A 26820-nucleotide genomic window follows, 5' to 3' on the forward strand; every position below is an offset into this window, starting at 1 on the left:
GAGGCATCCAGCCAATACCAGTGGGTCGTCCTCGTCGTGGGGCAGGGCCTCGTGCTCCGCTTGCTGCGCGAACACGCAGAGGATTCGTCGGGCGTCTCGCCCGTTGATCACTCCCGGGCCTGCCGTCGCGGCAGCACACTGGACGCGAGGCTGTACAAGTGTTTAGCATGCTGTACATGCGTTCAGTCAGGGACGATCGGACCGCTCGGGCGGTCATCCGGGACGAGGCCCTGCGGCTGTTCGCCGCCCGCGGCCCGGATGGGGTGTCGGTGCGGCAGATCGCTGCGGCGGCCGGGGTGTCGCCGGCGTTGGTCGTCCATCACTTCGGTTCGAAGGAGGGCCTGCGCGAAGTGGTCGACCAACACGTGCTCGACACGTTCGATCAGGCACTGGCCGAGATGACCCGGCCGGGTGCCCCGGGTCTGTACGACCCCGCTGCCACGGGCTCGCTGGCGGAGGCGGTGCTGCGACACCTGCCGCCGGACTCGCCGCTGCCCGGCTACCTGCGGCGACTGCTGCTCGACGACAGCGAGGCGGGCCGGACCCTGTTCCGGCGCCTGTTCACCGTCAGCCAGGGCGTTCTGTCCACCCTGTCGCAGGCCGGACTGGCCAGCGAGGGCAACGATCCGGCCGTGCGGGCCGCCTTCTTGATGGCCAACGACCTGGCGGTCCTGCTCCTGCGTGACCGCCTCACCGAGGTCCTCGGAGTGGACCCCTTCTCGCCGGACGGCATGCGCCGGTGGGCGTCCGAGGTGATCGCCGTCTACGGCTCCGGTCTGCTGGCCGCCGCGCCGCGCGAGGAGGAGCCGTGACCGCGATCGTCGCCGCCCAGGGCCTGCACAAGTCCTACGGCCATCACCGAGTCCTGAACGGCACGGACCTGGACGTGGAGCCGGGACAGCTGGTCGCCGTGGTCGGCGAGAACGGCGCGGGCAAGTCGACCCTGCTCAAGGCGCTCGCCGGAACCCTCAAGACCGACGCCGGAACTGTGCGACTGTCCGGCACGCTGGGCTACTGCCCCCAGGAAGCCGTCCTCTCCGACAACCTGACGGTAGGCCAGCACCTGCGCTACTTCGCCGCGGCCTACCGCCTGGCCGACCTCGGCCGCGGAGAGGACCTGATGGAGCGGCTCGGCCTGGCCAAGTTCCGCGACACCAGCGCCGGAGCCCTGTCCGGTGGCACCCGGCAGAAGCTCAACCTCGTCCTCGCCCTGCTGCACGACCCCGACGTGCTCCTGCTCGACGAGCCCTACCAGGGCTTCGACTGGGAGACCTACCTGCGGTTCTGGGACCTGGTCGGCGACCTGCGCGCCCGGGGCAAGGCCATCGTGCTGATCACCCACCTGGTGTTCGAGCAGGACCGGTTCGACGTCCTGGCCGACCTCGTCGACGGCCGGCTGCACCTGCGCGACACCACCGCCACCGTCGCCACGACCACACTGGGAGTCGACGATGACCGTCTCTGACCTCGCCGCCGTTCCGACCGGCCGGTCGAGCGCTCCGGCGGTCCGGCAGTTCGGCACCGCGCTGCGTTTCGCCCTGCGCAACCAGACCCGCAACCGGCTCGCCGCGCTGCTGCTGGTGGGCTTCGTGCCCACCTGGTACGGCCTGATGCAGGCCATGGTCGGGCACCAGCAGCTCAGCTTCAAGCTGTTCGCCACCGGCCGCACGCTGACCGTCGACGGCGGCGAGCTCACCTTGATCAGCGCGGGCCTCAACGCGCTGTCGCTGATCGTCGGCTTCGCCGTCTTCGACGCGATCCGCAGGACCTTGGCCTTCGACCGCCGGCTGGTGTTCGCCGGGTACCGCCAGCCCACCCTGATCGGCGCGAAGACACTGTCGATCACGGTGATCTCCGCCGGGGTCGCCCTGTACGCCGCGCTGGTCCTGCTCGGGTTCTGGCGCCCGAGCCCCGCCGGGTGGTTCGCGATCCTGGCCGGCTACGTGGTGATCGCCCTCACCTACGGCGCCTTCGGCCTGCTGCTCGGGGTCCTGGTCAAGGGTGACCTGGAGGGCTTCTTCCTGATCATCATGGGCGGGCTGATGGACACGTTCCTGCAGAACCCGCTCGGTAACCCCCTGGCCAACAAGCCGGTCCTGCAGTGGTTCCCTTCCTTCGGGCCGATGCAGTTCGCCGTCGCCGGGTCCTTCGGCCGTGTGGCGCTGTGGGGGCACCTTGCCCTCGGGCTGGCGTGGGCCGCCGGGTTCGCCGTCTGCGGGCTGATCGTCTTTCGTCTCAAGACCCGCACCGGGCGCCACACACCCCACCTCGGCAGCGGTTCGCAGCCCCCGGCATAGCCCGGCCCTGCTCGTCCCGTGCAGGGCAGCCGGCCGGAGGGCGGGTGAGGTCACGAGTGGCGGCGGTAGGCACGCATGGTGAGCGGTCCGAAGACGGCGATCAGGAACGCGGAGGCGGCCACGACGACGCCGACCTGCGTCGGTGTCGCCGTTCCGTCCATGGCGGCCCGGGTGGTGGTGACCAGGCGGGTGACCGGATTGACCTGGACGAAGGCGCGCAGCCAGCCGGGCATCGTGTGCGGGTCGACGAAGGCGTTGCTGGCCAGGGTGAGCGGGAACAGCACCACCACGGCCAGGCTCATGATGGCGTTGGAGGAACGCACCACCAGGCCCAGGAGGGTGAAGACCCACGAGAACGCCAGGGCGAACACGACCACCAACACGATCGCCAGCACCATCCCGCCCGCGCCACCGCCCGGCCGATAGCCCAGCAGCAGACCGAGACCACCGACGAGGGCGGAAGCGAGCAGGTAGCGCAGGGCGTCGCCGATGGGGACGGGCTGCCAGATCCGCAGGGTGCGGAAGCGGTCGTACACGCCCGTGCCGAGGTCGGCGTTGAGGTTGACGCCGGTGTACATGGTGGCCAGCAGCACGGCCATGACCAGGGTGCCGGGCAGAAGGGGTCGTGCCCGCAGGATCCGATCACGCCGGTTGGATGAGGCTCATTCGGGCCGGATGGTCTGTGTAGTCCGATCCGCGGAGTGCCACCGGGGCAAATGGGTGCGCGGCGATGACGGACTCCCTGCGCAGGGTCGTGCCCGGTCGGTTGGGATTTTGGATGGTCAATGCCTGCCGGATTTCGATGAGTCCTCGGCCCTTCCGTTCCCCTGCAACGTCTGGAAGACCGCCAAATATGGCGCGAAGGTCACGGAAGACGACCCTGGGGCCACGGCCACTCGCTCGAGTGGGACTTCCTGTCCGGTTCCGAAGCCACAACTTCACTCACGGATCGCCGCGCTCGAGTACGTGGGGAATCAGGGATTCCTTTCCACCCCACCTCGCCCAGGTGGGCTCGAGACGGACGAGAACCGCCGGGGCAAGCCCGCGTGATAAGCCGCTCGACCCACGGGCATGAAGGTTCGCTGCCCTACGCGCAGGGCAGGCGGACCCGACCGCCGGACGTCCCTTGGGCAGGTCTCCGCACGCCCGGGTCGGAAGGCATCTGTGGGTACGGGCCAGCTCACTCGCGGAGCTGACGCCTCGGGCTCCGAGGGATCCGAAGCGCGACGGCCGGCCGGGCCAGGCGCGATGCTGGACCGGCCGCTTGCCATGAATCATTGCTCAGTGCAAAGGTAGAAGCGCGGTGCGGCTCTCGCGCGCCGTTCAACGAAAGGCACGGAACGGATGCGTGTACCCCGGCGGCCAGACGTGCTTGCGGCTGTCCCCTTCGCTGCGATGGCGCTTGTCACGGCCGGGGATGTGGCGGCAGGGCCTGACGTGGGCCTGTTGCCACTCTTTTCGGTCGGCCCCGCGTTCGCCGCCGCGGCCGGACCTCCCCGTCGGGCCGCGCTCGTGGGCTGCGTCGCCGTGGGCTTGTGTCTGGCCGTCGCTTGGTACGACGGCCTCCTCGACGCCCGCCGGGGATGGGTCGCCTTCGCGGCGGTCGTAGGTGTCACTGCGGCGGCCGTGCTTGCCGCGGTGCTGCGTCGGCGCACCGAACGGGAGCTCGCCGACATCACCTCCGTCGCCGAGGCCGCGCAGCGCGTGCTGCTGCGACCGGTGCCGAGGACCGGCGGCCCGATGCGGATCGCCGTCTCCTACACCTCGGCGACCGCAGCCGCGCGCATCGGCGGCGACCTCTACGAGGTCGTCCCCGCGTCCGGGGGCACCCGCGTCATTGTCGGAGACGTGCAGGGCAAGGGACTGGAAGCGGTGGAGACTGCGGCCGTCGTGCTCGCGGCCTTCCGCGAGGCGGCGCCGGAGGCCGTCATGCTGGACGAGGTCGGAGACCGCCTCGAACGCGCTCTCAACCGACGGCTGGAGGGTGAGGAGTTCGTCACCGCGATCCTCGCCGAAGTGGAGCCGGACCACACGGTGATGCTGCTCAACTACGGGCACCCCGCGCCACTCGTCCTGCGGCCCGACGCCGAGCCCGAACTCGCCGCTCCCGACCGTCCCGCAGCCCCGCTGGGCCTCGCCGATCTGGGCCCCGAGCGACCGAAACCGCACCGCATCAGCCTGCGCCCGGGCGAGCAACTCCTGCTCTACACCGACGGCGTCATTGAGGCGCGCGACGAGTGCGGAGTCTTCTATCCGCTGGTCGAGCGCGCCGGCCTGCTCGCCGAACCGGACCCCGACCGTGCCCTGGCGGCCCTTCGGCGGGACCTGGTCGCCCACGTCGGAGGCCCGCTCAAGGATGACGCGGCCATGCTGCTCCTTCGCTACCGCGAGGCGGTGGTTCCGGCTCAGGGGCCGGAGCCGGGTCGGCGTCAGGAGGCCGAGTCCTGAGACCTGGTGCGTACGGGAGTCTGCTGGGTCGGATCGGACCGCTGGTGCGTCACCGACGCCCCCTCCGGGGCGACGGCATCAGCGGTGGCCTCGAAGACGTCGAAGATCCGCTCGATGCCGCAGGCTGTCAGCGCCTTGCGTGCCACCGAGTCCTCGGCGGGCAGGACCAGGCGCAACTGGCCGCCCGCCGAAGCCATCTGGCGCCGCGTGGCGACCAGCGCCCCGAAGCCGAGGGAGTCGCAGAAGCTCAGTCGGCTGAGGTCCACCACGAGTCTGCGGCTGCCGCTCCAGATCACTGTGGCCAGTCGCTCGCGCACCGCCGCGACGGCCTGCAGGTCCAGCTCACCCTCCAGTTGGGCGATCGTCCAGCCGTGTCGCTCACCGTAGGTCACCTGCGTCATGGTCCGGTTTCCCTCCTTCCGTGGGTCCGCGGACGGTCGAGCCCGGCCCGGCGGTGCGGACCCGCTCCGTCCGACATGGCTTTGCATTATGCAAAGAAAATGCTACGAACGCCACTCTTCAGCACGAAATGTCGGTCCGACGCCACCGGAGTCAGCTGCCGCCGGGTCGGGCGAGGCGGGCCAGGTAGGCGTTGTAGGCGTTGAGTTCGGCGTCGTTGTCGCGCTCGGCCTGGCGGTCGGTGCGTGCGGCGGTGCGTCGGTCGGACGCGGCCCACTGGACTAGCAGGGCGAGCAGGACGAGGAGGGTGGGGATCTCACTGAAGCCCCAGGCGATGCCGCCGCCCGTGCTCTGGTCGCCGAGCGCGGTCAGGTGCCAGGAGGCGGGCGGGTCGGCGAAGAAGCGGACGATGAGACCGTGGGACATCATCACGGCGATGCCGAAGAAGGCGTGGAACGGCATGCCGATGAACAGTTCCAGCATCCGCAGGACGTGGGAGGGCCGGCGCGGGGCGGGGTCGACGCCCATGATCGGCCAGAAGAACAGCAGGCCGACGCCGAGGAAGTGGACGAGCATGAACTCGTGGCCGAGCCAACTGCCCATCAGCCAGTCGAAGATCGGCGTGAAGTAGAGCGCGTACAGGCTCGCGATGAACAGCGGCAGCGTGTAGAAGGGGGAGGAGACGACGGCGGCGACGCGGCTGTGCAGCAGCCGGACCAGCAGCTCCCGGGGTCCGGTGCGGCCGCGCCGGGCGGTGGGCAGGGCGCGCAGGGCGAGGGTGACGGGGGCGCCGAGCAGCAGCAGGATCGGCGAGAGCATCGACAGCACCATGTGCTGGACCATGTGGACGCTGAACAGCTCCATGCCGTAGCCGCCGATGCCGGTGCAGGTGACCAGGGCGACGGTCGCGACCCCGGCGGTGAACGCGACGACGCGGTGCCAGGGCCAGCGGTCGCCGCGGCGGCGCAGCCGCCACACGGCGCCCCCGTAGACGGCGAGGGCGAGCAGGCAGGCGAGTGGTTCGAGGGGGAGTGGCTGCGGGTGCCAGGACAGGAGCCGGGCGAGGTCTGGCGGGTCGAGGGGCATCCACATGGGGCCGCTCATGGTGGGATGTGTGCCGTTGCCCATCCCGGGCATGCCGTTCATTCCGGGCATGGGCGGCATGGTGGAAGTGGCGGCGGCGGTCGCGGCGTTGAGCACGGTCATGGGTTCTCCAAGGGCGGCAGGGGTAGGAGGGCGATGGCGGACGGTCAGCCCTCCAGGAGCTGCTGTCCCACGTACTCGCCGGGTCGGGGGCCGCCGGGGACGGCGAACAGGGCGCCCGCCTCGTGGCGGATGAAGCGGCTCAGGTGGTCGCCGCCGGCGAGTTTGCGCTGGACCTGGACGAAGCCGAGGGTCGGGTCGGCCTGCCAGGCGACGAAGAGCAGTCCGGCGTCGGGGCTGCCGTCGGCCGGGTATCCGTCGTGGTAGGAGAAGCCGCGGCGCAGCATCGCGGCGTCGGCGTTTGAGGCGGGCGCCGCGACGCGCACGTGGGCGTCGGGCGGGATGGCGAGGGAGCCGTCGGGGTTGAACTTCTCCAGGTCGACCGGGGTGGTCTCGGTGCCGCCGGACAGCGGGGCGCCGTCGCGCTTGCGGCGGCCGATGACGCGTTCCTGCTCGGCGAGCGGGAGGGCGTTCCAGGCGGGCAGCAGCATGCGGATGCGGCGGACGACGGCGTAGGAGCCGCCGTTCATCCATGCCTTCGCTCCACTGGCGTTGGGGGTGAAGACGGTGGCGTTGAAGTTCTTGTCGTCGGGCTTGGGGTTGTCGGTGCCGTCGATCTGGCCCATGAGGTTGCGCATGGTGCGGGGTTGGTCGGTGGCTCCGGGGGTGCGGTTGAAGCCGTTCATCTGCCAGCGCAGGGTCGCGGTCGGCGCGGCCTGCCGTTGCAGGACGTTGAGTGCGTGGAAGGCGACGAGCGGGTCGTTCGCCCCGATCTGGATCCAGAGGTCCCCGTCGGACCGCTCGGGGTCGAGTGCGTCGCCGGGGAAAGGAGGCACCGGGACCATCGCGGCCGGAACCCTGTGCGTGAGGCCGGTTTTGGGGAAGAGGCTGAGCCCGAAGCCGAAGGTGACGGTGAGGGAGCAGAGTCCGGAGTCGAGGGCGACCTGGTCGTCGTCGGTGGCGGGCGGATGCCCTGCCGTCATCGCCTCGGCCGAGGCTGACCAACGGCGCAGCAGCGCCGCCGCCTGCTGGCGCCCGGCGCCCGCGACGAGGTCGAACGCGGCGAGATGGCCGCAGGCCTGCAGCGCGGTGGTGATACCGGCCTGGTGGGTGCCGTGGAAGGGGATGACGCCGGTGCCGAGGCAGGCCAGGGCTGGGCCGGTGGAGGCGGTGGCGGAGGTCGGGCGGGTCAGGGCGGTGCCGGCCGCCCCGGCCGCGAGGCCGCCGGCTCCGGTGGCTGCGGCTGTGCTCAGCAGCGTGCGTCGGGAGATGTGCTGGTTGCCGTTCATGATCGGTGGGAGGGTCCAAGTCCGAGGAGGGGCGGGCGCGCTCGGGAGAGGCGCCCGCCGGCGATGTGTACGGGTACGCGCCCTGCCGGAGCGGTGGCGGTGCCGCGAAGGGGCGGGACCGTGTCGGAGGTGACGGCGTCAGGACGGTCAGTTCGGCGGCTGGTAGCCCATCGGTTCGACCGGAGCGGTGACGGTGACTGGAGCCGAGTGTGCGAAGTGCAGGGTGAAGCGCACGGTCTGCCCCGCCATCGGCTTGTGCTTCAGGCCCATGAGCATGAGGTGGTCCCCGCCGGTGCGCAGCACGAGCGCGGACCCGGCCGGTATGTCGAAGGAGGAGACGGGCAGCATCTCGCCGGAGGCGTTGGTGGTGTGCATGGCCACAGAGGAGGCCACGTCGCTGGTGACCGAGGTCAGCAGGTCGGCGGCGCGCCCGCTGTTGGTGACGGTAAAGTAGCCGGCCGCCATGTCGCCGAGCGCGGGCTGCGGCACGTAGGCGCCGGTCACGCGAAGCCGGGCCTGCGCGTGTGTCGTGGGCGAGGTCGACGACCCTGAGCAGCTTGCTGAGAGGAGCGTCACCGCCGCGAGCAGAGCCGTCGCCGCGAGCAGACCCGTTGACGTGAGCCGGAATGAGCGCTTGACGAGGATGCGACGTCCGGCGCGCAGGAGGAAGGCGATCACGAGGCGAGGCCCTTCATGATGCGCGGCAGGGCGGCGGCGTACTGCTGGGCGGAGGTGCCGGAGGGGAACAGTTCGTGGGCGAGATCGTCCTTCGCGTCGAAGGCGAAGACCTCGGCACCGTGGGTGACGGTGTAGCTTCCGTCGGGCTGCTTGACGGGCTTGGCGATCGCGATGCCGAGCGTCTTCGCGGCCTGCTGGATGGCGGTGAAGTCGCCGGTGAGTCCGACGAACTGGGGGTTGAACGCCGCCAGCCACTGGTGGAGGCGTTGCGGGGTGTCCCTAGTCGGGTCGGTGGTCACGAAGACCACCTGGAGTCGGGCGCGTTCGGCCGCGGACAGTTTGCCGACGGCCACGGCGATGTCGCCCATCGTGGTCGGGCAGATGTCAGGGCAGTGCGTGTAGCCGAAGTAGAGCAGGGTGGGCTTGCCCGCCGTCTGTTTGACCAGGTCGAACGGCCGGCCCTGGTCGTCCGTCAGGACCAGGGGCGGTTTGGCGAACGGCTGCGGGAGCGGCACCGCTCCGTCTGCGGCGGGCGCGACGGCCGGGGGGGACACCACGGCGGCTGTCGGCGCCGGGGACGAGCCGCCGCAGGCGGTCAGGGTCAGACCCACCACACAGCCGAGGGCCGCGGTGAGGAGCGCGCGCCTGCGGCGCGAGAGAGAACACATGGGAACAGGACTCCGTGGGAACGAGCACGCCGTCCCCGTCCGGCGACGGCGTCGGAGGGGCGAGGGCGGCGAGCGAGGACGACACGGCGCGCGGCAGCGCACCGCCCTGACGTACCGGCGTCGATCACCGGGAAGGGCGGCGGCGCACACAGGCACCGTGCGGACGAGGACTTCGGGCGGCCTTGACCCGTTCGCTCTCCGCCGACTTCCGGACGACGGCCCCGCGTAGCGATCGGGCGTCGAACGGGGGGTCATGGAGCGGTGGTGGGTCAGACCGCGAGCGTTCCCGGTGGCCCTCGGAGGCCGAGGCCGCCCACCACCCAGCGCCCCGACAGGCGCGTCCAGGTGTCGTCCCACACGGGGCGGCGTCGCCGCGGGCTGCCCGCGAGCGGGGCGGCGGGGACCGCCAGTCCTTCGAGCAGGCCGGTGAACACGGCGAGCGGAACCGCGGCGGCCAGGCGGTCGCCGGCCCGCACCACCAGGCCGGCGGCCCGCCACACGGCGCGCTCCCCGGTCCGCAGCAGCCAGCCCATCACCAGTCCAGCGAGGACGTGCGCGGCCACCATCGACGGCGTGAGCATCAGCCCCATGGACATCGCCGTGACGCCGTGAACGCTCGTGCCGCCCATGCCGGCCATCGCCGTCATGCCCGACGGCGCAGCGCCGAACGCGGCCGGATTCAGCCCCGCCGCCCGGACGATCTGCTCGGCCATGGCCGCGGTCAGGTGCCCCGAGGCGGCATCGCCGCACAGCAGGCTCCTGGCGGCGGCGAGCACGCCCGCACCCGAGTCGGCCGCGCGCACGGGCGCGACCGACTGCCCGAGACAGAACAGCGCGTGCAGCACCAGTTGCGCCCCGAGCAGCACCGCGGTGATCCCTGGCAGCCCCCGCTCACAGCCCGCGAGCGGCACGACCACCAGCATCACGACCGCCCATGCCGCGCCCAGCGCCCACCAGGCTATGCCCGCACCGGAGGCCGAAACGTGCCCGATTGCGGCCAGTGCGACGCAGACCACGGAGAACACCCCGGCTCTCAGCAGTCTCAGGTCGACAGCGGCACGCACACGCACGGACATCCCCTGCATCCTCCCACCAGGCGATCCGACCGCCGGGACCGGGGGAGCAGCAGCCGCTGTCACCGCCGACCCCTGGCGCTATGACGGTGGATCAGAGGAGGGTGCTCCAGTAGTACCAGAAGCGGTTGAGGACCATCAGCGCGATGGTGAGGTAGCAGGCGAAGGGCACGAGCCAGTACCACCCGGCTGCGGCCTCCACCCGGTTCCTCGCGTGTTCCGGGAGCGGGATGGCGCCGCTGCGCAGGTTGTGGACGGTGGTGTACCAGAAGAGCAGGATCGTGGTGACCCACACGACCATGCAGTAGGGGCAGACCGCGCCGATCCGGTACAGCGTCTGGAAGATCAGCCAGGAGATCATGCCGACCCCGAACAGCGTCCCGGCGTTCAGGCCGAGCCAGAACCAGCGCGGGAACCGCGCCCCGGTCAGCGCGACCACGCCGACGGTCACCACGACGGCGAAGGCGCCCAGACCGATGAGCGGGTTGGGGAACCCGAACGCTGACGCCTGCCAACTGCGCATCACCGAGCCGCAGCTGATGATCGGGTTGATGTTGCAGTCGGGGACGTAGTGCGGGTTCTCCAGGACCTTGATCTTGTCCAGGGTGAGCTGGATAGCCGCGCCAAGCGCGATCGCGCCGGCGATCACCAGCAGCCAGGCGTAGGCCCGGCTCGGCCCGGCCCATGACGCGGGCTGGTGCGACGGTCCGTCCGGCCAGGGGTCTGGGTCGTCGTCCGCTCCGGCCGCCAGCGGCAGATCCGGGGCACTGTCCGTGTTCATCGAAGAGTCTCTCTCGTTCATGTGGGCGTGCCTCACTGGCCGGATATGGTCTTGTCCAGGGCGAGCTCGACGGCGGCGCCCAGCGCGATGGCGCCGGCGATCAGCAGGAGCCAGGCGTAGGCCCGGCTCGCCCCGGCCCATGACGCGGGCTGGTGCGACGGTCCGTCCGGCGAGGTGCCTGGGACGTCGTCGGTCCCTGCCGTCTCCGGCAATTGAGTGGTCGCGTCCGTGTTCGTCGAGGGGTCTCTGCCGTTCACGAGGCGGTGGCTCACTTTCCGGCGACGGTCTGCTGGACGAAGGCGGTGTACTGGGCGGGCGTGATCGCGTTGCCCTGGCTGTCGAAGACGGTCAGCGCCTTTCCGTCGAGTTTGAGGGTCGGGGTGCCCGTCACGCCGCTGGAGTTAAACGCGTCGGTGACCTTCTGCGCCCAGGGGGCGTAGACGCGGTCCTGGACGTCCTTGGTGAATGTCGGGGTGACCAGGCCCGGAACCTTCTTCGCCAGGTCCAGCAGGGTGTTCAGGTTGCCGAAGCCGTCGGTGGTCTCCTCGGGCTGGTTGGCGTACAGGACGTCGTGGAACGCCTTGAACTTCGCCACGCCACCGTCGTTCAGAGCCGCACCGGCCACCTCGAGCGCGTCCATCGACCCGGTGCCGCCGAGGTTCCTGTCCAGGAACGTCGCCATGTGGTACTGGATCTTGTACGTGCCGTTGTCGGCGAGCTGCTGGATGGTCGGGCCGTCGGCCTTCTCCAGCTTGTCGCAGATCGGGCAGCGGAAGTCCTCCCACACGTCCAGGGTGTGCTTGGCGTTCGCGTTCCCGTAGACGATGACCGTGCCGTTCGGGCCGGTCGTCTTTGCGGGTATGACCAGCGGGCCGCTCGCCGCGCTCTTGCCGCCACTGGTGGCCGCGACGGCGATTCCGGCCGCGAGAGCGACGACGGTGACGACGGCGGCCCCGATCATGGCCTTGCGGCGGCGTGCCTGGATCTGCTTGTCCCGGACCCGCTGCTGGGCGAGCCGTTCCCGCGCCGACTCGCGGGCCTCGCGCTTCGTGGGCTTGCCGGACCTTCCGGAGCCGTTGGTGGTACCGGTGGCGCTGGTGTTGCTTCGGGTGGAGTTCTTGCTCATGGCCGTCCTCACAGACGCGAAAAAGGGGCAGGAAGGTGAGGAACCGGGCTGGCGAGCGTGCGCAGGCACGCCTCAGGGCACGGGGCCCCGGACGACCAGAGGGGATCAGAAGGAGGAAACGGCGCCGCTCAGCAAGCCCGGACGACTGCCGGCGGCCCGCGGCGTGAAGCGGCGGACAGTTGCGCGTCCTGCGGGCCGGGGAGTCCGTCCGGTGCGGCTGGTGGCGCCCACGACGGTGCCTCCGGCAGTGCGACCGGCGTCGTCAGCCATGCCAGGAGGGCCCTCACACCGGTCCAGGAAGCGAGGGCGACGGTGCTCAGAAGCGTGAACAGCGCGGCCTCACCCCGGCGGAGCCACCAGGCTGCCACGAGTGCCAGGACAAGGTGCACCGCGACGAGCAGCAGCGCCGCGCCGCCGGTCAGGGACACCAGTGCGCGGGGTGCCTGTTCGGTGAGTCCCAGCAGGCCCGGTCGGATCGAGCCGCCACCGCAGGCGAGCATGCTCCACCTGGAAAGGCCGCCCGGTGTGCCGGCGCCCGGGGGACAGTTCTGCTGGCCGATGTTCAGCAGCGCGTTGAGGGCCAGTTGGAGCGGGACCATGACGGCCACGATCGTCCAGTAGCGGCGTTCCGCTGCGAAGAGGATCAGTGCCGTCCCGAGGCTGAAGCTGAAGGCCAGGGCGACGACGTCCAGCGGCACCGGCTGGCCGGTTACCACCAGTCGCGCCCCGGTGGACAGCAGGACCGACAGCGCGGCGAACACCACCGCGCGCAGAAGTCGGATTCCGAGGCTGTCCATCGAACGGAGTATGCCAGGCAGGCGCCGACTCGGGACAGGGGAGGGCAGGACGAACTCCGTGCTGGGGGCCGAACCCGATGTGCTCGCCCGTGGTGGCTCCGCGAAGAGGCCCGCACGAGGGATGGGGCCGCCGGGTTCGGCCCTGGGGGAATTGATGTGGACTCGGGACTCGCGTGACAGCGGAGCGTCGTGGTCGTCTGGGGACAGTTGCAGTCCATGGGTAAGGCGAAGACGCTCGATGGTTCCTCGGGAGGGGCTCGGATGGCTTCATGGTTGGATCTTGAGCGGGAGGCACCAGACATCGCGCGTGCAGGGCACGCAGGGCTGGACCGGGACCGTGTGGCGCTGCTCGGCACTCTCCGGCACGACGGCTCGCCAAGGATCAGCCCCGTCGAGCCGCTGTTCGCACATGGTGAGCTGGTGTTCGGTGTCATGGCCTGGTCCGGGAAGGCGCGTGACCTCCGCCGGGACCACCGGTGCGTGCTTCACAGCCCGATCAGTCAGCCGGACGCCGGCGAGGACGAGCTGAAGCTATACGGGCTTGCGGAGCCTGTCGGTGACCTTCTCCGCGCAGCCTGCCATCAGGCATGGTGGTTTCATGAGCCCCGCACGGCCGCGGACGCCTACACGCTGAACGTGACCGAGGCAGTACTGATCAAATGGGACCTCGGCCGCGGACGTATGGTCACGTCGCACTGGTCGCCCCTCCACGGGCTCCAGGAGCGTGAGCGGCGGTATCCCTGACCGTGGTGCCACGGACGACTCGGTGGGGTGGTTCGGGATGGTGCCCGCATGGAGCAGGGCCCCTGCACGCGGAGCACGAGGTTCACTCCGAAGTGGTGGCCGCATGGCGGGTGGCCGACGGCGACCCTAGCCTCGCTTCCGTGAGGGGGAGTTCACAGGAGGTCAACACTCATGCAGGCGCGTCCTCGGTCCACGGTCGGGTCGATTCTTGCCGCAAGCGGTCTGTGTGCGGTGCTCGCCCTGTCGCTCGGAGCCTGCGCACGCGCGCCGGGTGCCTCGCCGAGAGGGGCCACGCGCCGGACGACGGGCGCCGCTGACCTGGGCGGCGCTCACGCTGTACGCCGCGATGCGACGAGCAGTTCCGGACTGGTCTACGGCGCCACGGGCGCTGGCATGTTCAGCCAGGCCGTCTCCGGCGACCCGGAGCTGGTGTACGTGCCGAACAGCGGTGAGCCCGGGGCGCACGGGTCTCACTTCTCCGCGAGCCCGGATCGCAACAGCGTCACGGTCATCGATCCGCGCAGCTTCAAGGTGGTCAGTCACTTCCCCGCGGGCGTGCTGCCGCAGCACGTCACCCCCTCATGGGACCTGAGAACGCTGTGGGTGGACGCCAGCGGCAGCAACCAGCTCATCCCGATCGACCCCCGCACCGCGCGCCCGGGAACCCCGATCGGTGTCGAAGCGCCGTACAACCTCTACTTCACCCCCGACGGGCGGGCCGCTCTGGTCATGGCCGAGCGGCTGAACCGCATCGACGTCCGCGACCCGCACACCATGGCACTTAGGCGCTCGGTCACGGTGCCCTGCGACGGCGTCAACCACGCCGACTTCTCCGCCGACGGCCGCTACCTTGTCGCCTCCTGCGAGTTCTCCGGACAGCTCCTCAAACTCGACACCCGCACGCTGGCCGTGCTCGGCGTCCTTGACCTCGGCGCCTACTCCATGCCGCAGGACGTGAGGCTCGGACCGGACGGTCGCACGTTCTTCGTCGCGTCCCTGAACGGCGGCGGACTCATTACTGTCGACGGCGCGACGTTCCATCGGACCGGCTTCATCCCGACGGCCGCGGGGGCCCACGGCATCTACCCGAGCCGCGACGGGCGGCTGCTGTACGTGTCGAACCGCGACGCCGGATCCGTGAGCGTCGTCGACCCGAACGTGCGTCGAAGCGTCGCGACCTGGCCGGTCCCCCACGGTTCACCCGACATGGGCGGGGTCAGCGCGGACGGCACCCAGCTGTGGCTCTCAGGCCGGGACGACGACGAGGTGTACGTGCTCTCGACGGAAACCGGACATCTGCTGGCGCGCATCCCCGTGGGCGCCAACCCGCACGGGCTCGCGTTCTTCCCTCAGCCGGGCCGCTACAGCCTCGGGCACACCGGCAACTACCGCTGAACCGAGACTTTGTCCGCTGCGAGCCGCGAGGGCTTTACAGCAGGATTGCACCCTGCAAATATTGCACTGTCGTATCCACGAGGTGCGGAGGGGTGCATGGCCAGGAGGGTCCGTCCGTCCGCGGGGCCCACGGGGTGGCGGCGCACGATGTTCCGTGCCCCGGTCCGGCTGTACCGGTGGCACCTGGGGTGGCTGCTGGGATCTCGGTTCTGCCTGCTCACGCACACGGGCCGGAGCACTGGTCGACCGCGTCAGACGGTTCTGGAGGTAGCGGGGCGTGATCCGGACACCGGGGCGATCCTCGTCGCATCCGGGTTCGGTCGTGCGTCACAGTGGTACCGGAACATCTGCCAGGATGCCCGTGTCCATGTGCGGGTCGGGCGCCGCAGCAGCGAAGCGCTCGCCCGGCCGTTCACGCCGGACGAGTCAGGTCGTGCGATGGCGCTCTACGCGTCCCGCCATCCGCGGGCCGCGCGGCAACTGCTGCGCGTGTGCGGCGTGGAAGCCGGTGTCGACGGGGAGGACTTCTACGCTGTCGGCCATGACTTCATTCCGTTCGTCGCGCTGACGCCGACCGGCGCGTTCCTGGAGTAAGACTGCGGTGGCCTGCGGGCCGCCGCTCCTGCGAACGGCCTGGCTCGGCGGTGCCCTGGTGGCGGTTCGCAGACCGGGCCGCGTGACCGTCCACCCGAAGGCGGTTGCGCGGCCCCCCGCGCTGCGCGCCCGAGGGTGGCTGGGCCTCCCCGGAGACGCAGCTGGGCAATCCGCGAGTTCCGCCTCGCGGCGACACGCCGAACCGCCTTCCATCCGCTGTCCGGCCTGCGCCGACCTGCGGTGATGGCGTTGTCTTGGCATTCACCCGGGCGCTTTCCTTGCACCATGCAAACCTTGCACGATGATGAGATTGCGCCGGGCGGGGCATCCGCAGGGCGTCGGCCGGGCTGTGCTCGTGCACCATGCCTGGTCGCCGATGCGGCACCAAGGAGCACCATGTCCGAGTATTCCCGCCGCGGTGTGGTGACCGCTGCCGCGGCAGCCGCGACTGCGGCTGTCGTTTCCGGCTGCGGCGACGAGAAACCCCCGAGTGGTCAGGCTGCACCCCGTGGTACGACCCCGGGATCTCAGGACCGAAGCACCGTCCGGCCGGCCAGTCTGATCGGGGACGGCTCGATGGCCGACACCGGCCCCCAGCCGCACCAACCCGTGCCGCGCCGGCTCGAACCCGGCGAGCGTCCGCCGCAGTTCGTGGTCTTCTCCTGGGACGGGGCGGGCGAGGACAGCAAGCAGCTGTTCTCGCACTTCCGCTCGGTCGCCCAGGAGGTCAAGGCGACGATGTCGTTCTTCCTGTCGGGCATCTACGTGCTGCCCGAGGGCAAGAAGGACCTCTACCTGCCGCCCGGCCACAAGCCCGGCGCGTCCGACATCGGCTACCTCGCCGACAACCACGTCAAGGCGACCCTCGAGCAGGTCCGCCAGGCGTGGCTGGAGGGACACGAGATCGGCACCCACTTCAACGGCCACTTCTGCAGCCCCACCACCGGCGTCGGCAACTGGACGGCCGCGCAGTGGCGCAGCGAGCTGGAGCAGGCGGTCGGCTTCGTCGAGAAGTGGAAGACCAACACCGGCTTCCACGACATGGACCCGCTGCCGTTCGACTACCGCAAGGGGCTGATCGGCGGCCGCACCCCGTGCCTGCTGGGCCAGAAGCAGCTGCTGCCGACGGCCGCGGCGATGGGCTGGAAGTACGACGCCAGTTCACCCGGCGGGTTGCAGATGTGGCCAGGCAAGAAGCTCGGGCTGTGGGACTTCCCGCTGCAGTCCATCCCCTTCCCCGGGCACCACTTCCAGGTGCTTTCGATGGACTACAACATGCTCGCCAATCAGACCGGCGGCACGCCGAACGGCGATCCGTCCAAGCGCCCTTACTGGCAGCAGGAGTCGTACCTGTCGTACATGGCCGGGTTCCACCGTGCCTACACGACCAACCGGGCGCCGTTCTTCATCGGCAACCACTTCGAGTCGTGGAACGGCGGCATCTACATGAAGTCCGTCGAGCGGGCACTGCGCGAGATCGCCGCCAAGCCCGACGTGCGCCTGGTGTCCTTCCGGCAGCTGGTCCAGTGGCTCGAGGTCCAGGATCCCTCCGTGCTCGCCCGGCTTCGCACGCTCGATCCTGGACAGTCCCCGGGGGACTGGCGCGACTACACCGGAGGTGCGCCGACCGCTCCCAAGGCCGGCAGGGCTCCTGCCCGTGCGTGACCCGGGGTGTTCGCTCCTCTCGGGCCTACCAGCCCAGCACGTCGAGCTGGCGCTGCCCGGGGTCGGGCTCACCACTGGCATCGGCGAAGGCGCGCAGAGCCTGGACAAGGCCGACCCGGTGCTCGGCGGGCATGCGGTCGATGATCTCGGCGATGTCGGCACGACGGCGCTCCGTCGCTTCGACGACCGTGTCGGCGCCCTTGTCGGTGAGGGCGATGCTCACCTCACGCCGGTCCTGCGCATTGGTCTCACGCACCACCATGCCAGCGGCGATCAGGCGGTCGATCATCCGCATCGCCGTGGACGGGTTGACCGCGAGCTGCTCGGCCAGACGGGAGAGGTTCATGCCACCGCGACTGTGCAGTAGTACCAGCATCCGAAACTGAGGCAGCGTCAGGGTCTCCGCGGTCGACCCGAGGGACCGGGCGGAGATGGCCACCAGTACGCGTGAGGCGGTCAGGACAGCGGTCACCAGATCCTGCTCCTCGACGGTGGGAGCGGGAGCCTTCTTGGTGCGAGCGTGGTGGCGATCGTCGGACATGGGTCCTTTCTACCCTCTCGGGGCACGGCTGGTGACACCGGCGTCCCGAATTATGGCAGGTACCGGATCAAGAGGCCGGAACGACGGCGACAGGGCAGCGGGCATGCTGGACGACTTCCGGGACGAGCGAGCTGAGACGGCTGAGTGCTTGGGCGGGATGCCCGCGGCGGCCGACCACGACCAGGCGCGCCCGCTGGGACAGTCTGGCCAGGTAGTGGGCAGGGTCGGCGTGCAGCGCCTCCGGATGCAGCTTCACCTCGGGATGCCGCGCCTGCCAGGGCGCGAGTAGCCGGTACAGGCGCATCTCCTGCTCGACCCGCAGGTGCATCTCGTCGGCGGGAGGTCGACCGCGGTCGGGGCCGTGCATCGCACCGGGTTGCCATGTATGAATCACGCGCAACGGAGCGCCCTCCCGTACGGCGGCCTCGAATGCGAAGGTCAGGGCTGACTCGTCCGGATCATGTCCGTCGATTCCCAAGATGATCGGCCCGTCCAGGCGGGTGGGCGTGTGATCGGAGCCGCCCTCGGGGACCACCACGACGGCGCACCGCACCGCAGAGGCTGAGTACAGGGTCGCTGATCCACTGGGTTTCCCCACGGAGCCTTGGGGCTGACGTGCGCCGACAACGAGGAGCTGCGCCTCACTCGACTGGATTTCCAGTGCCTTCCGAGGGTCGGTGTCCACCAGCTCGGAGGTGAGCAGCAGGCCAGGATGCCTGGCTTGAACGCGCAGGGTGACTTCCCCGAGAAGTTGGCGGGCGTCGTTCTTGAGAACGTCCCCAGGCAGGCCCATGGCATCTTGGTCGAAGGCGCAAGTCCAGGTTGTGACCAGGTGCAAGGGTGCGCAGCGCAGCACGGCTTCCTGTGCGGCCCAGTCGAGGGCACGACTGGGCCTTGCGGGGTGGTCGATGTCGACGGTGACGGCGAAGGTGGCCCTGGAGGACAACGCGCGCTCCTTTCGTGTCGGCTGACAGCGACTGCTGCGCGGGGGTGTCTCGGTAAGTGGACCCTCTTTTTTAGTATGGTGCAAGCATTGCATAATGCAAAGTATGAATGCCCAGCTCGCTGCAGCCCCGCCCGCGACCGTGACCCAACGGGCGACGACCTTCCTCCGCACCTCCAAAGGGGGACTGGCCGTACTCGCGCTCGTCATCGGCGCGGGCGCCGGTCTGGGCGCGGTCGTCTTCCGATGGCTGATCAAGACGTTCACCCAGTTGCTGTCCGGCCATGGCGACTACTCCGCCGCCGGACACGCCGCCAACCCGCACGTGCCTTTCCTCGGGCCCTACTTCGTCGTCCTCGCGCCAGTGGTGGCTGGCCTGCTCTACGGGCCTCTGGTGCAGCGCTTCGCCCGCGAGGCGCGCGGCCACGGCGTCCCGGAGGTCATGTACGCCGTCGCCCGCCGCGGCGGACGGATCGCCCCGCAGGTCGCCGGAGTGAAGGCGCTGGCCTCCGCGCTGTGCATCGGCGGCGGCGGATCGGTGGGCCGCGAGGGCCCGATCGTGCAGATCGGCTCCGCGCTCGGGTCCACGCTGGGGCAGATAGCGAAGCTGTCGGAGTCCCGGATCAAGATGCTGGTCGCCTGCGGCGCGGCCGGCGGCATCGCCGCAACCTTCAACGCCCCGCTGGCCGGGGTGTTCTTCGCGATGGAGCTGATCCTGCGCGACTTCGCCGCCGAGTCCTTCGGCATGGTCGTCCTGTCCTCGGTCACCGCCTCCGTCATCGGCCGCTCCATGTTGGGCGACACCCCCTTCATCACCCTGCCGGCCTTCCACGTCCAGCACCTCGCCCAGTACGGCCTGTTCGCCCTCCTGGGCCTGCTCGCGGGACTGGTCGGGGTCGGCTTCAACAAGGTCCTCTATCGGATCGAGGACGCCTGCGACGCCGTCTGGCGCGGTCCTGAATGGGCCCGCCCCGCCGTCGGCGGTCTGCTGCTCGGCCTTCTGCTCCTGGTGCTGCCGGAGATGTACGGCGTCGGCTACCCGGTCCTGGAGCACGCCCTGGCCGGCGGGTACGCGCTGCTGTTCCTGCTCGCCCTGCTGGTCGGCAAGACGATCGCCACCTCGCTGACCATCGGCATCGGCGGCTCCGGCGGCGTCTTCGCGCCCAGCCTCTTCGTCGGCGCGATGCTCGGCTCCGCTTTCGGTCAGGGCGCCCACCAGCTCATGCCGTCGATCGCCGGGTCGGCGGGGGCTTACGGGATCGTCGGCATGGGTGCCGTCTTCGCCGGTGCCGCCCGCGCACCCATCACGGCCGTCGTGATCCTCTTCGAACTGACCGGCGAGTACAGCATCATCCTGCCGCTCATGGCCGCGATCGTGATCGCGACCGGCGTCAGCCGCCTGCTCAGCTACGAGAACATCTACACCGCCAAACTGATGCGCCGCGGCATCGACCTCGACGCCCCCGTCGACCCCGCCGACGCCCTCACCGTCGCCCAGGCCATGACCGGAGCCGCGCACTCGCTCTTGGACAGCACCCCGCTCGCCCAAGCGCCACGGGCACTCGCCCACGACCGACATGGCATCGTCCCGCTTACCGGCCCGGACGGCTCCTACAGGGGCGCGGTCCACGCGCACGACCTCATGCGCGCCCTCGCCGACGGAGCCGACCCCGCCACACCCGTGGCGAAGTTCGCCGACACCGACCACCCCACAGCGCTGCGGGACGCCTCCCTCGCGTCGGCGCGCGACCTCCTCGGCACCGCAGGCACCAGCGGACTGCCGGTCCTGGACCGTGAGGGCGATGGCCACCTGGTGGGGTGGATCGACCACAGCGCCATCCTCCACGCGCTCCACCACAGCTCGGCGGGCGAACACCCGGTCGGCCTCCACCTGGTCGCGCCCGTCCACACCACCGACCGCTGACCCGGACAGCCTGCTTTCCGGCCGTGCACCCGCGGCGGCCGGAGGGCAGCCGGCCCCGGCACAGACCGCTCCCGGTCGCTGGGGGAGCGTACGGAGCAGGCGGGGCGGGGTGTGTCGGCCCAGTGAGTCAACGGGTCTGTCAGCACGTCCCTGCGAGCGGGGGGCGGGGAGAGCGCGTGCTCCCCGCCTCCCGCTCGGCAACCCCTGACAGGAGGCGTGCCTGGGCACGACCGTTCCGCTACGAAAGGACTCGAATGACAGTGCTCATGACGCCCACTCAGGTCACCGCCGCGCTGCGTGAGGCCCTCTTCGGCGAGGACATGCTCGCGCTGTTCGACCTGCTTCCCACCGAAGTGCTCTGGTCACCCGGCCCGACAGATCTACCGGTGCTGACCGCCCGCCCCACGGTCATCGAGTGGTACCGGCAACTGCGCGCCCGAGGCGCTCGAACGACGGTCGGGGAGACCTTCACCTACCCGGACGCCGTGGTCCTTGGCCTCGCGTGGGAACCCGGCGGGTCGGCAGTCCGGTACCACCTCTTCCGTCTCGTCAACGGCCGCGTCACCCTGCTGCAGGTGTACGACGACCGTTACGAGGCCCTCGTCGCTGCTTATCGCACGGTCTGATCGCCGTCGGCTGCCTGGCGGTCGCGATCGACCCCTTGCCCGCGGTTGCCGAACTATCGGGCGGCGGCCTCATCGGACGCGTCCAGGGCGGGCTGAGCCGCGGTCGTCCGGCCCGTCCCGCGCACCGTCGCCGCGAGCTTCCAGCCGAGGTTGACGGCGTCGCCGATGCCGTTGCTCAAGCCCTGCCCGCCGAGGTGAGTGGATGTGGGTGGCGTCACTTGCGAGCAGGAAGTGGCCGCGCCGGTGGTACGGACGTGTCCCTTGCGGCCGCGGCCACCCCGACCGTGGTCTCGCGCCGTTGAGCAGGCAGCACTGCATAACAGCTCACTTCGGAGCCTCGGCCTCAGCGGCGACCTCACGGATGCCTCGTGGTCGTCCCGCCTTGACCCACATCCGATACAGCACGCCTGCGATGAGGACGGCAGCGGCGAGAGAGGCGATGGGTTCGCCGCGCGAGAGGTTGACCACCAGGACGAAGGCAACGGCGAGAGCGCCGAACAGGTTCACCGCGGCGTGGCCGAAGGCCCGCTCGCGCAGGGAGAAGCGGGCCATGGCAACGAGTCCGGCGAGGAAGGCCATGAAGACGGAGACGGCGTAGAAGAGCACCAGGCGCTGGTCGTCGCCGCCGGCGGCGACGATGACCAGGCCGGAGACGGCAAGGAAGAGCGCGACGCCCCAGTAGGGGGTGTGGTGCTTGTTGGTGCGGCCCCACACTGTCGGGAGGATGCCGGCCTCGCCGCCGGCGGCTCGCTGGTGGCGGGCAAGAGCCTTCAGCAGGCCGGGCCCGGCGGCGAAGGAAGATGACGCGGCGGAGAGCAGCAGCAGCGCCGTGAGCAGTTGGAAGAGGGCGTAGAGCGGTCCCGATGCGGCCGCGTGGGCGAGGTCGGCGATCTGTGTGCTGTCCGGGGCGGGAATCCCGATGCGCAGGTGCACAGCCTCGGCGGTCAGGCTGAGAGTGATGCCGCCGACCAGGATCAGGGTGAGCCACAGGGTGACGCGCCCGAAGCGTCGGCGCCCGGCGTCGTCGAGCTGCCCGAGCTGCGCGATGGCGGAGGAGGGGGCTTCGACGCCGGTGGCCAGGGCCATGGCGACGGGGAAGGCGACCGCGACGGCGAGCGGGGCCCAGTGGCCGGCGCTGTGGGTGATCGTGCCGCTCGGATGAACCGGAGCGGTCAGCCCGCCGAAGAGCACCGCGACGGTGACGCCGATGAAGGCGAGCGTCATCAACGCGAAGACTGCGCGCCCCAGGTGGCCGAACCAGGTCAGCCCCGCCACCAACGTGGTGAGTGCGAGCGCGAGCGGGATGCGCCACGGTGCTGCCGCCGGTGCGTAGGCGATGATCGCGGACGCTCCCGCGGCGGAGGAGATCGCGATGGTCAACACGAAGTCGACGATCAGCGCGCCGATCGGCACGAACGCGGCCGCCTCGCCGAACGCTTCCCCGGCCGCCGCGGCGGCCCCGCCGCCCTGTGGGTAGCGTGCGACCAGCTGGTGGTAGTTGACGATGACCAGCGCGATCAGGCCGACGACCAGGCCCATGGTCGGCATCAGCAGATCCAGGTCCCCGTGCAGAGCGCGCAAGGCGGCCTCGATCGCGTACGCGACGGAGGAGACCGGGTCGGCCATCACCGCGAACGCGAACGCGAACAGCAGGACGGGGCGTGCGTGCAGGACGGCCCGCCACCGCGCGGGCTTCGTCGCGGGCTCGGAAACGTGGTGGGACGGGGTCACGGGAGTGAGACGCCTTCGCTGGCAGGGACGCATGGGACACTGCATCGCCGACCAGACTTCCCGGCACACCAGGGCGAGAGCCTAGCTAAGAAATCGCTAGTCGAGCGTCAAGAACTCGTCAAAATTGGACTTGGGGACGCACGTGGCCGATGCCCTGCCGCCCCGTTCGTTCGCGGAGCCCTGGCCGTGTGGGGCGGGCGGTCGTCGCCGGACACCGATAGGCTGAAACTCGGAAGCACCGCAGGCCGGAGGTCGCTGAGGAGGCTGGTGATGGCACGGTGGATCAGCCGTCCGGAGCGCACCCTTCGGCGCGCCGGCGTCGTCGTCGTGCTGATCGCCTTGGCCGAGCTCGCGACACTGGTGATCGTGTCCGGGCGGGATCGGCTGATCATGGCGGGTGCTCTGGTGGGTGCCACCCTGTCTGTGGCGATCATGGCCTTCGGTATCGTCAGGCTTCGCCGCGTGGTCGACGGCGGCCCATGCGGTGACGCGGCCCAGGCAGTCCAGGTGCCCGCAGCGATGCTCGAAGGCTTCCCCATGGACCGACTGCGCCCTGCCCTCCTGGCCGATCCCGAGCGACTGCACCTGGACCTGTTGTATTCGGCCTGGGTGTGCGCGGTCCTGGGCAGAGACGCGGCATGGATCGCGGCCCGGTACGGAATGGACCGGTGGGTGGCCGACTTGTTGGTCCGAGCCTCCGTCGACGCCTGACCGGTTTGGCTCAGCTCGGCCATCGGACTGCTGGCGGTCCTTCAGCTCTCAGGCGGAGTGCCTGCGTATCGGTGCGCCAGGCGGGCGTCTGTCTCCCACCAGGGCCGGGGATCCTCCTCCGCGGACTCTGTCCCCGACCCCTGTGACGTCCCGGCTGGAGCCGAACCACGTTGCTGCTCCTGGCGGTCGAGTTCTTCATCCACCTCCCTGGTGCGGTCCTTCTCCTCTTTCAGGACGCGGACGATCAGAGCGGCCATGAACGGGACCCCGGCGATGTCGCCGAGCCCCCACAGCACGGCCCCACCCCACTTCTGGTCCACGGCAGGGGTCCAACCCCAGGGTCGGTGGAGCGAGCTCCAGTAGTGGGGGAGCAGGACATGACCGCCGAATACCAGGACGCAGCCCAAGGCCGCATCGAAGATCACTTCGGCCACGGTGATCACGACCCCGATGAGCGGGTGGTAGCGGCGCGGCACCGGATCGACCTGGAGCCGAGGCCAGAAGTAGGCAAGGCCGAACCCGACGAACCCGACGTGGAACGCGGCGTTCCAGACGGCGGTGGTGAGGGAGAGCGCGTACCACGGTGTGAAGTAGAACAGCCACGGAGGCGCGATCAGCAGCACCGTCGAGACCAGAGGAAACATCAGGATCCTGGACAGGCGCCCTGACAGGGCGGCCTCCAGTCGGCTCGCTGTCCAGGGCGACGCGCTGCGCACCATCAAGCTGACCGGCGCACCGAGCGCAAGCAGGAGCGGTACCAACATGAGCAGGAGCACTGCCTGCACGGCCCGGTCGGTGAACAGCACCCGTTCGTAGACACCGAGCCCGGAGCAGCACACGGTGATCCAGAGCCCCAGCCCGCCGAAGAACGCGAGCATGCGCGCCGGGCTCCATGTACCACCGCCCCGGGCAAGGCGGAACGCGGAGATCAGGTACCACGCCGCAGCCGCCGTGCTGATGGCGAGGACGGCCGGCTCGACCTGCCAGTCGGTGGCCATGCGCGACAGGTCCCAGGCTGGCGGTCCGCTGTAGGCGAGAAGGCGCATCATCACTCCGGAGTCCGGGAGTTCGGGTATCGGCGGGTCGCGCGAGCCGCGCGGGGGAGAAGGGCGCCAGCCGGAAGGGGCGCCATGAGGCCTGCTCCAGGGAGGTCATGGCCGATGTCGCTCGCGAACCCCTTCCTATTATGGTGCAAATATTGCATAATGCAATGCATGATCCGCGGCTCACCCCGACACCGCACAGCGTGCTGTTGCGGAAGGCAACATCCTTCCCGCATACGGCAAGGGCGGCCGGTTTCCGTGGCGTTCCCAGTGGTGCTTCACCGGCCCCCGGGATGCCTGTGCGGCGCACGTGTGCCCGCCAGGGCGCCCGACGGCTCGATGACCGGTCGCTGTTGGGGCAGCCGCTCGCGGTTGGACCGCCAAGGGACTTGCCTTCCTGTGCAGTTACGGCAGGCACCGACGTCTTCGTGTTGCCGGCAGCTTCGACGGTCGGCTCGACCTCCGGGCGATCCTTCACGCCCCTTCTCCACACGCCACGTACCGAAAGCCCCAGGCCCTCCCATGCCTACTGACACGAACACCTCGCACGCCTCGCGGCCTGCGCCTAACAGTCCAGCCGGCCTGTCGGACGGTCGACAGGGACCCGCTGACCCACCCCGACCCTCGGCGGAATGGCTCTCCGTGCTCGCGGGGCTGGCAGCGCTTGCGATCTTCGTCGGGCTCGCACTGTCGGCGGCAAAGGCCCACTCACCAGCCAGCGGGCCGGGCCATGGCCCGGTGCTCCGCCCCGGCCACCGTCAGCGTCGGTGAGCCCCTCCGCCCCAGGAGCTGTCGAGCCGGACGCGCGCGCACTTCGCCCACCGGTCAGACCCTCCGTTCGTCTCTGGGAATCAGGAGTGGGCGAAGTCATCCTCAGCCCCGGACCACAACGGCTCGGAGGTGCACCAGGCCTGCCACGCCGAACTCCAGAAGCAAGGGCAGGGACTTCGCCCCAGAGCTGACGACGATGTCGTGCAACTCGATTCGCGGACCGCCGCTGTCGAAGCGTGTCGTAGCGCCGGGGTTGAGGAGGATTCCGTCGGGGGAGAGCGAGCCGTTGTCGTCGCCGACGCCGACGAGGGTAGCCCTTGCCCCGCCCGGAGCCGACACCATGGCCAGGTGTTCCGGGACGCTGCTGTCGTTGCGCACCACCATGGTCAGCTCGCCATTGCCTGAGGCGCTGAGGCGGGCCGCTGCGTCCGTGATGGTGAGGCGTGTGGTGGGCCCCGTGGTGGTTGCGTAGCCTGCGCCGGAGCTGGCCGACGGGGCACTCCTCGGAGTGCTTGCCCCCGATGACGCGGTCGCCGTGCCAGGCCGTGGCGATGTGGCGGTTGAGCAGCCCGCTGCCACTGCCAGGACGCACGCGGCAGCTGCGACGGTCCGCACGGTCTGAGGGAGGGTACGGAAGCCATTCATCTTTGCATTATGCAAGATGGTGCGTTTGCCCCTGACAGGGGCCCTCGGTCAGGTCTTCGCCGGCTCGTCGCAGCGGACGGTGGGACGGGCCGGGTTAGCTGGTCGGTTTCCAGGCCCAGCATGTCGGACCAGGGCAGCGGCCGGGGGGTGCCCCTATGGGTTTGGTCAAGGCGTGGGTCGTCGGGGGGAGGTGGTCTGGCACTCTGACGGGCGTGGGTGTTGATCAGGTTGAGACGGGTGCGGGCATGAGGCCGTGTGACTTTTGTGGTCACCCGGTCCCCGTGGAGTCTGTCGACGAGTACGACTGCCCGGTGTGTGGGGAGCCGCCGGCCGGGGTCGATCCGGCGGATGGCTCAGCCTGAGCGGAGGGTTGGGGCTGGTAGAAGGTGCCGTCGCGGAGCATGGCGAACAGGACGTCGGCCCGGCGGCGGGCGAGGCAGAGCAGGGCCTGGGTGTGGTGCTTTCCCTGGGCGATCTTCTTGTCGTAGTAGGCCCGGGAGACGGGATCGGCGAGCGACGCGAACGCGGAAAGGAAGAAAGCGCGTTTGAGCTGCTTGAGGGCAGTCCCCAACCCCGCAGGGGGCTTGGGTGCCGGTTGTTCGGTTCGTCGGCCTGCGTGGGATCTGTCGGCGATCTGATGACCGCATCGCGCCCGGCTGGGGAATGGGGATTGCTCGCGACTCCCGGCTCAGCGCTTGTCGGTTGTCAACGGACGTGTAGTTCTGGCT

General features: G+C 70.1%; 27 protein-coding genes and 2 pseudogenes. 11 read left to right on the forward strand and 18 right to left on the reverse strand.

All coding sequences use genetic code 11. The features are described 5' to 3' along the window. Nucleotides 1–176: 176 nt before the first annotated feature. The 3 genes from TR50_RS32470 to TR50_RS32480 are packed head-to-tail and all read left to right on the forward strand — an operon-like array spanning nt 177 to nt 2297. A complete protein-coding gene (locus TR50_RS32470; RefSeq protein WP_042430701.1) occupies nt 177–812 on the forward strand; it encodes a TetR/AcrR family transcriptional regulator in 636 nt (211 codons plus the stop codon). Further along, a complete protein-coding gene (locus TR50_RS32475; protein ID WP_042430624.1) occupies nt 809–1465 on the forward strand; it encodes an ABC transporter ATP-binding protein in 657 nt (218 codons plus the stop codon). The genes TR50_RS32470 and TR50_RS32475 overlap by 4 nt, the downstream gene beginning before the upstream one ends. Beyond that, entirely contained in the window at nt 1452–2297 is an 846-nt protein-coding gene (locus TR50_RS32480; RefSeq protein WP_042430628.1) for an ABC transporter permease, read from the forward strand. Before TR50_RS32475 ends, TR50_RS32480 begins: the two co-directional genes overlap by 14 nt. Before the next feature lie 50 nt (nt 2298–2347). Here TR50_RS32480 and TR50_RS32485 read toward each other — a convergent pair whose 3' ends face one another. Beyond that, nucleotides 2348–2935: an ABC transporter permease gene (locus TR50_RS32485; RefSeq protein WP_369405799.1), complete on the reverse strand. Its 588-nt coding sequence runs from the start codon at nt 2933–2935 to the stop codon at nt 2348–2350. Nucleotides 2936–3641: 706 nt separating this feature from the next. On the opposite strand from TR50_RS32485, the gene TR50_RS32490 reads away from it, so the two are divergent. After that, nucleotides 3642–4745: a PP2C family protein-serine/threonine phosphatase gene (locus TR50_RS32490; protein ID WP_042430630.1), complete on the forward strand. Its 1104-nt coding sequence runs from the start codon at nt 3642–3644 to the stop codon at nt 4743–4745. On the opposite strand, the gene TR50_RS32495 is transcribed toward TR50_RS32490, so the two are convergent. The 10 genes from TR50_RS32495 to TR50_RS32540 all read right to left on the reverse strand — a co-directional run bounded on the left by TR50_RS32495 (nt 4727) and on the right by TR50_RS32540 (nt 12759). Next, nucleotides 4727–5146, reverse strand: coding sequence for an STAS domain-containing protein (locus tag TR50_RS32495; protein WP_052441613.1), 420 nt, complete (start codon nt 5144–5146; stop codon nt 4727–4729). The two genes, TR50_RS32490 and TR50_RS32495, sit on opposite strands and share 19 nt — an antisense overlap. Before the next feature lie 151 nt (nt 5147–5297). Further along, nucleotides 5298–6281 carry a cytochrome c oxidase assembly protein gene (locus TR50_RS32500; RefSeq protein WP_439654263.1) on the reverse strand — a complete coding sequence of 328 codons (984 nt, stop codon included), beginning with the start codon at nt 6279–6281 and terminating at the stop codon, nt 5298–5300. 113 nt (nt 6282–6394) lie between these two features. After that, a complete protein-coding gene (gene efeB, locus TR50_RS32505) occupies nt 6395–7636 on the reverse strand; it encodes an iron uptake transporter deferrochelatase/peroxidase subunit (RefSeq protein WP_042430633.1) in 1242 nt (413 codons plus the stop codon). 147 nt (nt 7637–7783) lie between these two features. Then, nucleotides 7784–8314: a copper chaperone PCu(A)C gene (locus tag TR50_RS32510; RefSeq protein ID WP_236654681.1), complete on the reverse strand. Its 531-nt coding sequence runs from the start codon at nt 8312–8314 to the stop codon at nt 7784–7786. Then, entirely contained in the window at nt 8311–8982 is a 672-nt protein-coding gene (locus TR50_RS32515) for an SCO family protein (protein WP_042430636.1), read from the reverse strand. The genes TR50_RS32510 and TR50_RS32515 overlap by 4 nt, the downstream gene beginning before the upstream one ends. Nucleotides 8983–9251: 269 nt before the next feature. Then, a complete protein-coding gene (locus TR50_RS32520) occupies nt 9252–10058 on the reverse strand; it encodes a hypothetical protein (RefSeq protein WP_052441614.1) in 807 nt (268 codons plus the stop codon). Between the two features lie 91 nt (nt 10059–10149). Continuing rightward, nucleotides 10150–10836, reverse strand: coding sequence for a vitamin K epoxide reductase family protein (locus TR50_RS32525; RefSeq protein WP_084701341.1), 687 nt, complete (start codon nt 10834–10836; stop codon nt 10150–10152). A gap of 32 nt (nt 10837–10868) precedes the next feature. After that, nucleotides 10869–11093 (reverse strand): hypothetical protein, encoded by a 225-nt coding sequence (locus tag TR50_RS32530; protein ID WP_152648765.1) that lies wholly within the window; start codon nt 11091–11093, stop codon nt 10869–10871. Nucleotides 11094–11104: 11 nt separating this feature from the next. Beyond that, nucleotides 11105–11962 (reverse strand): DsbA family protein, encoded by an 858-nt coding sequence (locus TR50_RS32535; protein ID WP_042430643.1) that lies wholly within the window; start codon nt 11960–11962, stop codon nt 11105–11107. 128 nt (nt 11963–12090) lie between these two features. Further along, the gene (locus TR50_RS32540; protein ID WP_042430646.1) at nt 12091–12759 is read right to left on the reverse strand and encodes a hypothetical protein; all 669 of its coding nucleotides are present in this window, start codon (nt 12757–12759) and stop codon (nt 12091–12093) included. A gap of 216 nt (nt 12760–12975) precedes the next feature. On the opposite strand from TR50_RS32540, the gene TR50_RS43145 reads away from it, so the two are divergent. The 4 genes from TR50_RS43145 to TR50_RS32560 all read left to right on the forward strand — a co-directional run bounded on the left by TR50_RS43145 (nt 12976) and on the right by TR50_RS32560 (nt 17157). Beyond that, on the forward strand, nt 12976–13503 hold the full coding sequence (locus tag TR50_RS43145) for a pyridoxamine 5'-phosphate oxidase family protein (RefSeq protein ID WP_152648766.1): 528 nt from the start codon (nt 12976–12978) through the stop codon (nt 13501–13503). A gap of 393 nt (nt 13504–13896) precedes the next feature. Beyond that, nucleotides 13897–14898, forward strand: a complete 1002-nt coding sequence (locus TR50_RS32550; RefSeq protein WP_236654682.1) for a YncE family protein — start codon at nt 13897–13899, stop codon at nt 14896–14898. Nucleotides 14899–15045: 147 nt separating this feature from the next. Continuing rightward, nucleotides 15046–15492, forward strand: a complete 447-nt coding sequence (locus TR50_RS32555; protein WP_236654683.1) for a nitroreductase family deazaflavin-dependent oxidoreductase — start codon at nt 15046–15048, stop codon at nt 15490–15492. A 396-nt stretch (nt 15493–15888) separates the two neighbouring features. Then, a complete protein-coding gene (locus TR50_RS32560) occupies nt 15889–17157 on the forward strand; it encodes a polysaccharide deacetylase family protein (RefSeq protein WP_042430652.1) in 1269 nt (422 codons plus the stop codon). A 25-nt stretch (nt 17158–17182) separates the two neighbouring features. Here the strand turns inward: TR50_RS32560 and TR50_RS32565 are convergent, their stop codons facing one another. Together TR50_RS32565 and TR50_RS32570 are read right to left on the reverse strand one after the other, a co-directional pair. Then, nucleotides 17183–17698: a MarR family winged helix-turn-helix transcriptional regulator gene (locus TR50_RS32565; protein ID WP_042430655.1), complete on the reverse strand. Its 516-nt coding sequence runs from the start codon at nt 17696–17698 to the stop codon at nt 17183–17185. A gap of 67 nt (nt 17699–17765) precedes the next feature. Next, nucleotides 17766–18644 carry a universal stress protein gene (locus TR50_RS32570; protein ID WP_042430659.1) on the reverse strand — a complete coding sequence of 293 codons (879 nt, stop codon included), beginning with the start codon at nt 18642–18644 and terminating at the stop codon, nt 17766–17768. Nucleotides 18645–18747: 103 nt separating this feature from the next. Between TR50_RS32570 and TR50_RS32575 the strand changes: the two genes are divergently transcribed. Together TR50_RS32575 and TR50_RS32580 are read left to right on the forward strand one after the other, a co-directional pair. Beyond that, nucleotides 18748–20565, forward strand: coding sequence for a chloride channel protein (locus tag TR50_RS32575; protein ID WP_042430663.1), 1818 nt, complete (start codon nt 18748–18750; stop codon nt 20563–20565). A gap of 266 nt (nt 20566–20831) precedes the next feature. Then, nucleotides 20832–21191: a nuclear transport factor 2-like protein gene (locus TR50_RS32580; protein WP_042430666.1), complete on the forward strand. Its 360-nt coding sequence runs from the start codon at nt 20832–20834 to the stop codon at nt 21189–21191. Nucleotides 21192–21307: 116 nt separating this feature from the next. On the opposite strand, the pseudogene TR50_RS49885 reads toward TR50_RS32580, so the two are convergent. Together TR50_RS49885 and TR50_RS32585 are read right to left on the reverse strand one after the other, a co-directional pair. Then, nucleotides 21308–21437, reverse strand: a pseudogene (locus TR50_RS49885) (FAD-dependent monooxygenase); the annotation flags it as partial. 78 nt (nt 21438–21515) lie between these two features. Beyond that, nucleotides 21516–22922: an APC family permease gene (locus tag TR50_RS32585; protein ID WP_236654684.1), complete on the reverse strand. Its 1407-nt coding sequence runs from the start codon at nt 22920–22922 to the stop codon at nt 21516–21518. A 270-nt stretch (nt 22923–23192) separates the two neighbouring features. On the opposite strand from TR50_RS32585, the gene TR50_RS32590 reads away from it, so the two are divergent. Continuing rightward, a complete protein-coding gene (locus TR50_RS32590; protein ID WP_042430669.1) occupies nt 23193–23633 on the forward strand; it encodes a hypothetical protein in 441 nt (146 codons plus the stop codon). Between the two features lie 41 nt (nt 23634–23674). On the opposite strand, the gene TR50_RS32595 is transcribed toward TR50_RS32590, so the two are convergent. The 3 genes and pseudogenes from TR50_RS32595 to TR50_RS46050 all read right to left on the reverse strand — a co-directional run. Then, nucleotides 23675–24631 (reverse strand): cytochrome c oxidase assembly protein, encoded by a 957-nt coding sequence (locus TR50_RS32595; RefSeq protein ID WP_160311225.1) that lies wholly within the window; start codon nt 24629–24631, stop codon nt 23675–23677. Nucleotides 24632–25549: 918 nt separating this feature from the next. Continuing rightward, nucleotides 25550–25831, reverse strand: coding sequence for a hypothetical protein (locus TR50_RS44815; RefSeq protein WP_052441617.1), 282 nt, complete (start codon nt 25829–25831; stop codon nt 25550–25552). Nucleotides 25832–26456: 625 nt separating this feature from the next. Next, a pseudogene (locus TR50_RS46050) lies at nt 26457–26648 on the reverse strand (IS110 family transposase); the annotation flags it as partial. Nucleotides 26649–26820 lie beyond the last annotated feature (172 nt).

Source organism: Streptacidiphilus anmyonensis (assembly GCF_000787855.1).
Classification (GTDB): domain Bacteria; phylum Actinomycetota; class Actinomycetes; order Streptomycetales; family Streptomycetaceae; genus Streptacidiphilus; species Streptacidiphilus anmyonensis.

Coding starts and splice junctions, on each gene's coding strand:
- TR50_RS32490 (WP_042430630.1), top strand. CDS start 3,642: ATGCGTGTACCCCGGCGGCCAGACGTGCTTGCGGCTGTCCCCTTCGCT.
- TR50_RS32540 (WP_042430646.1), bottom strand. CDS start 12,759: ATGGACAGCCTCGGAATCCGACTTCTGCGCGCGGTGGTGTTCGCCGCG.
- TR50_RS32580 (WP_042430666.1), top strand. CDS start 20,832: ATGACGCCCACTCAGGTCACCGCCGCGCTGCGTGAGGCCCTCTTCGGC.
- TR50_RS32575 (WP_042430663.1), top strand. CDS start 18,748: ATGAATGCCCAGCTCGCTGCAGCCCCGCCCGCGACCGTGACCCAACGG.
- TR50_RS32595 (WP_160311225.1), bottom strand. CDS start 24,631: ATGGCCACCGACTGGCAGGTCGAGCCGGCCGTCCTCGCCATCAGCACG.
- TR50_RS32565 (WP_042430655.1), bottom strand. CDS start 17,698: ATGTCCGACGATCGCCACCACGCTCGCACCAAGAAGGCTCCCGCTCCC.
- TR50_RS32515 (WP_042430636.1), bottom strand. CDS start 8,982: ATGTGTTCTCTCTCGCGCCGCAGGCGCGCGCTCCTCACCGCGGCCCTC.
- TR50_RS44815 (WP_052441617.1), bottom strand. CDS start 25,831: ATGGTGGTGCGCAACGACAGCAGCGTCCCGGAACACCTGGCCATGGTG.
- TR50_RS32525 (WP_084701341.1), bottom strand. CDS start 10,836: ATGAACACGGACAGTGCCCCGGATCTGCCGCTGGCGGCCGGAGCGGAC.
- TR50_RS32520 (WP_052441614.1), bottom strand. CDS start 10,058: ATGTCCGTGCGTGTGCGTGCCGCTGTCGACCTGAGACTGCTGAGAGCC.
- TR50_RS32560 (WP_042430652.1), top strand. CDS start 15,889: ATGTCCGAGTATTCCCGCCGCGGTGTGGTGACCGCTGCCGCGGCAGCC.
- TR50_RS32535 (WP_042430643.1), bottom strand. CDS start 11,962: ATGAGCAAGAACTCCACCCGAAGCAACACCAGCGCCACCGGTACCACC.
- TR50_RS32555 (WP_236654683.1), top strand. CDS start 15,046: ATGTTCCGTGCCCCGGTCCGGCTGTACCGGTGGCACCTGGGGTGGCTG.
- TR50_RS32590 (WP_042430669.1), top strand. CDS start 23,193: ATGGCACGGTGGATCAGCCGTCCGGAGCGCACCCTTCGGCGCGCCGGC.
- efeB (WP_042430633.1), bottom strand. CDS start 7,636: ATGAACGGCAACCAGCACATCTCCCGACGCACGCTGCTGAGCACAGCC.
- TR50_RS32550 (WP_236654682.1), top strand. CDS start 13,897: ATGTTCAGCCAGGCCGTCTCCGGCGACCCGGAGCTGGTGTACGTGCCG.
- TR50_RS43145 (WP_152648766.1), top strand. CDS start 12,976: ATGGGTAAGGCGAAGACGCTCGATGGTTCCTCGGGAGGGGCTCGGATG.
- TR50_RS32495 (WP_052441613.1), bottom strand. CDS start 5,146: ATGACGCAGGTGACCTACGGTGAGCGACACGGCTGGACGATCGCCCAA.
- TR50_RS32480 (WP_042430628.1), top strand. CDS start 1,452: ATGACCGTCTCTGACCTCGCCGCCGTTCCGACCGGCCGGTCGAGCGCT.
- TR50_RS32500 (WP_439654263.1), bottom strand. CDS start 6,281: ATGCCCGGGATGGGCAACGGCACACATCCCACCATGAGCGGCCCCATG.
- TR50_RS32470 (WP_042430701.1), top strand. CDS start 177: ATGCGTTCAGTCAGGGACGATCGGACCGCTCGGGCGGTCATCCGGGAC.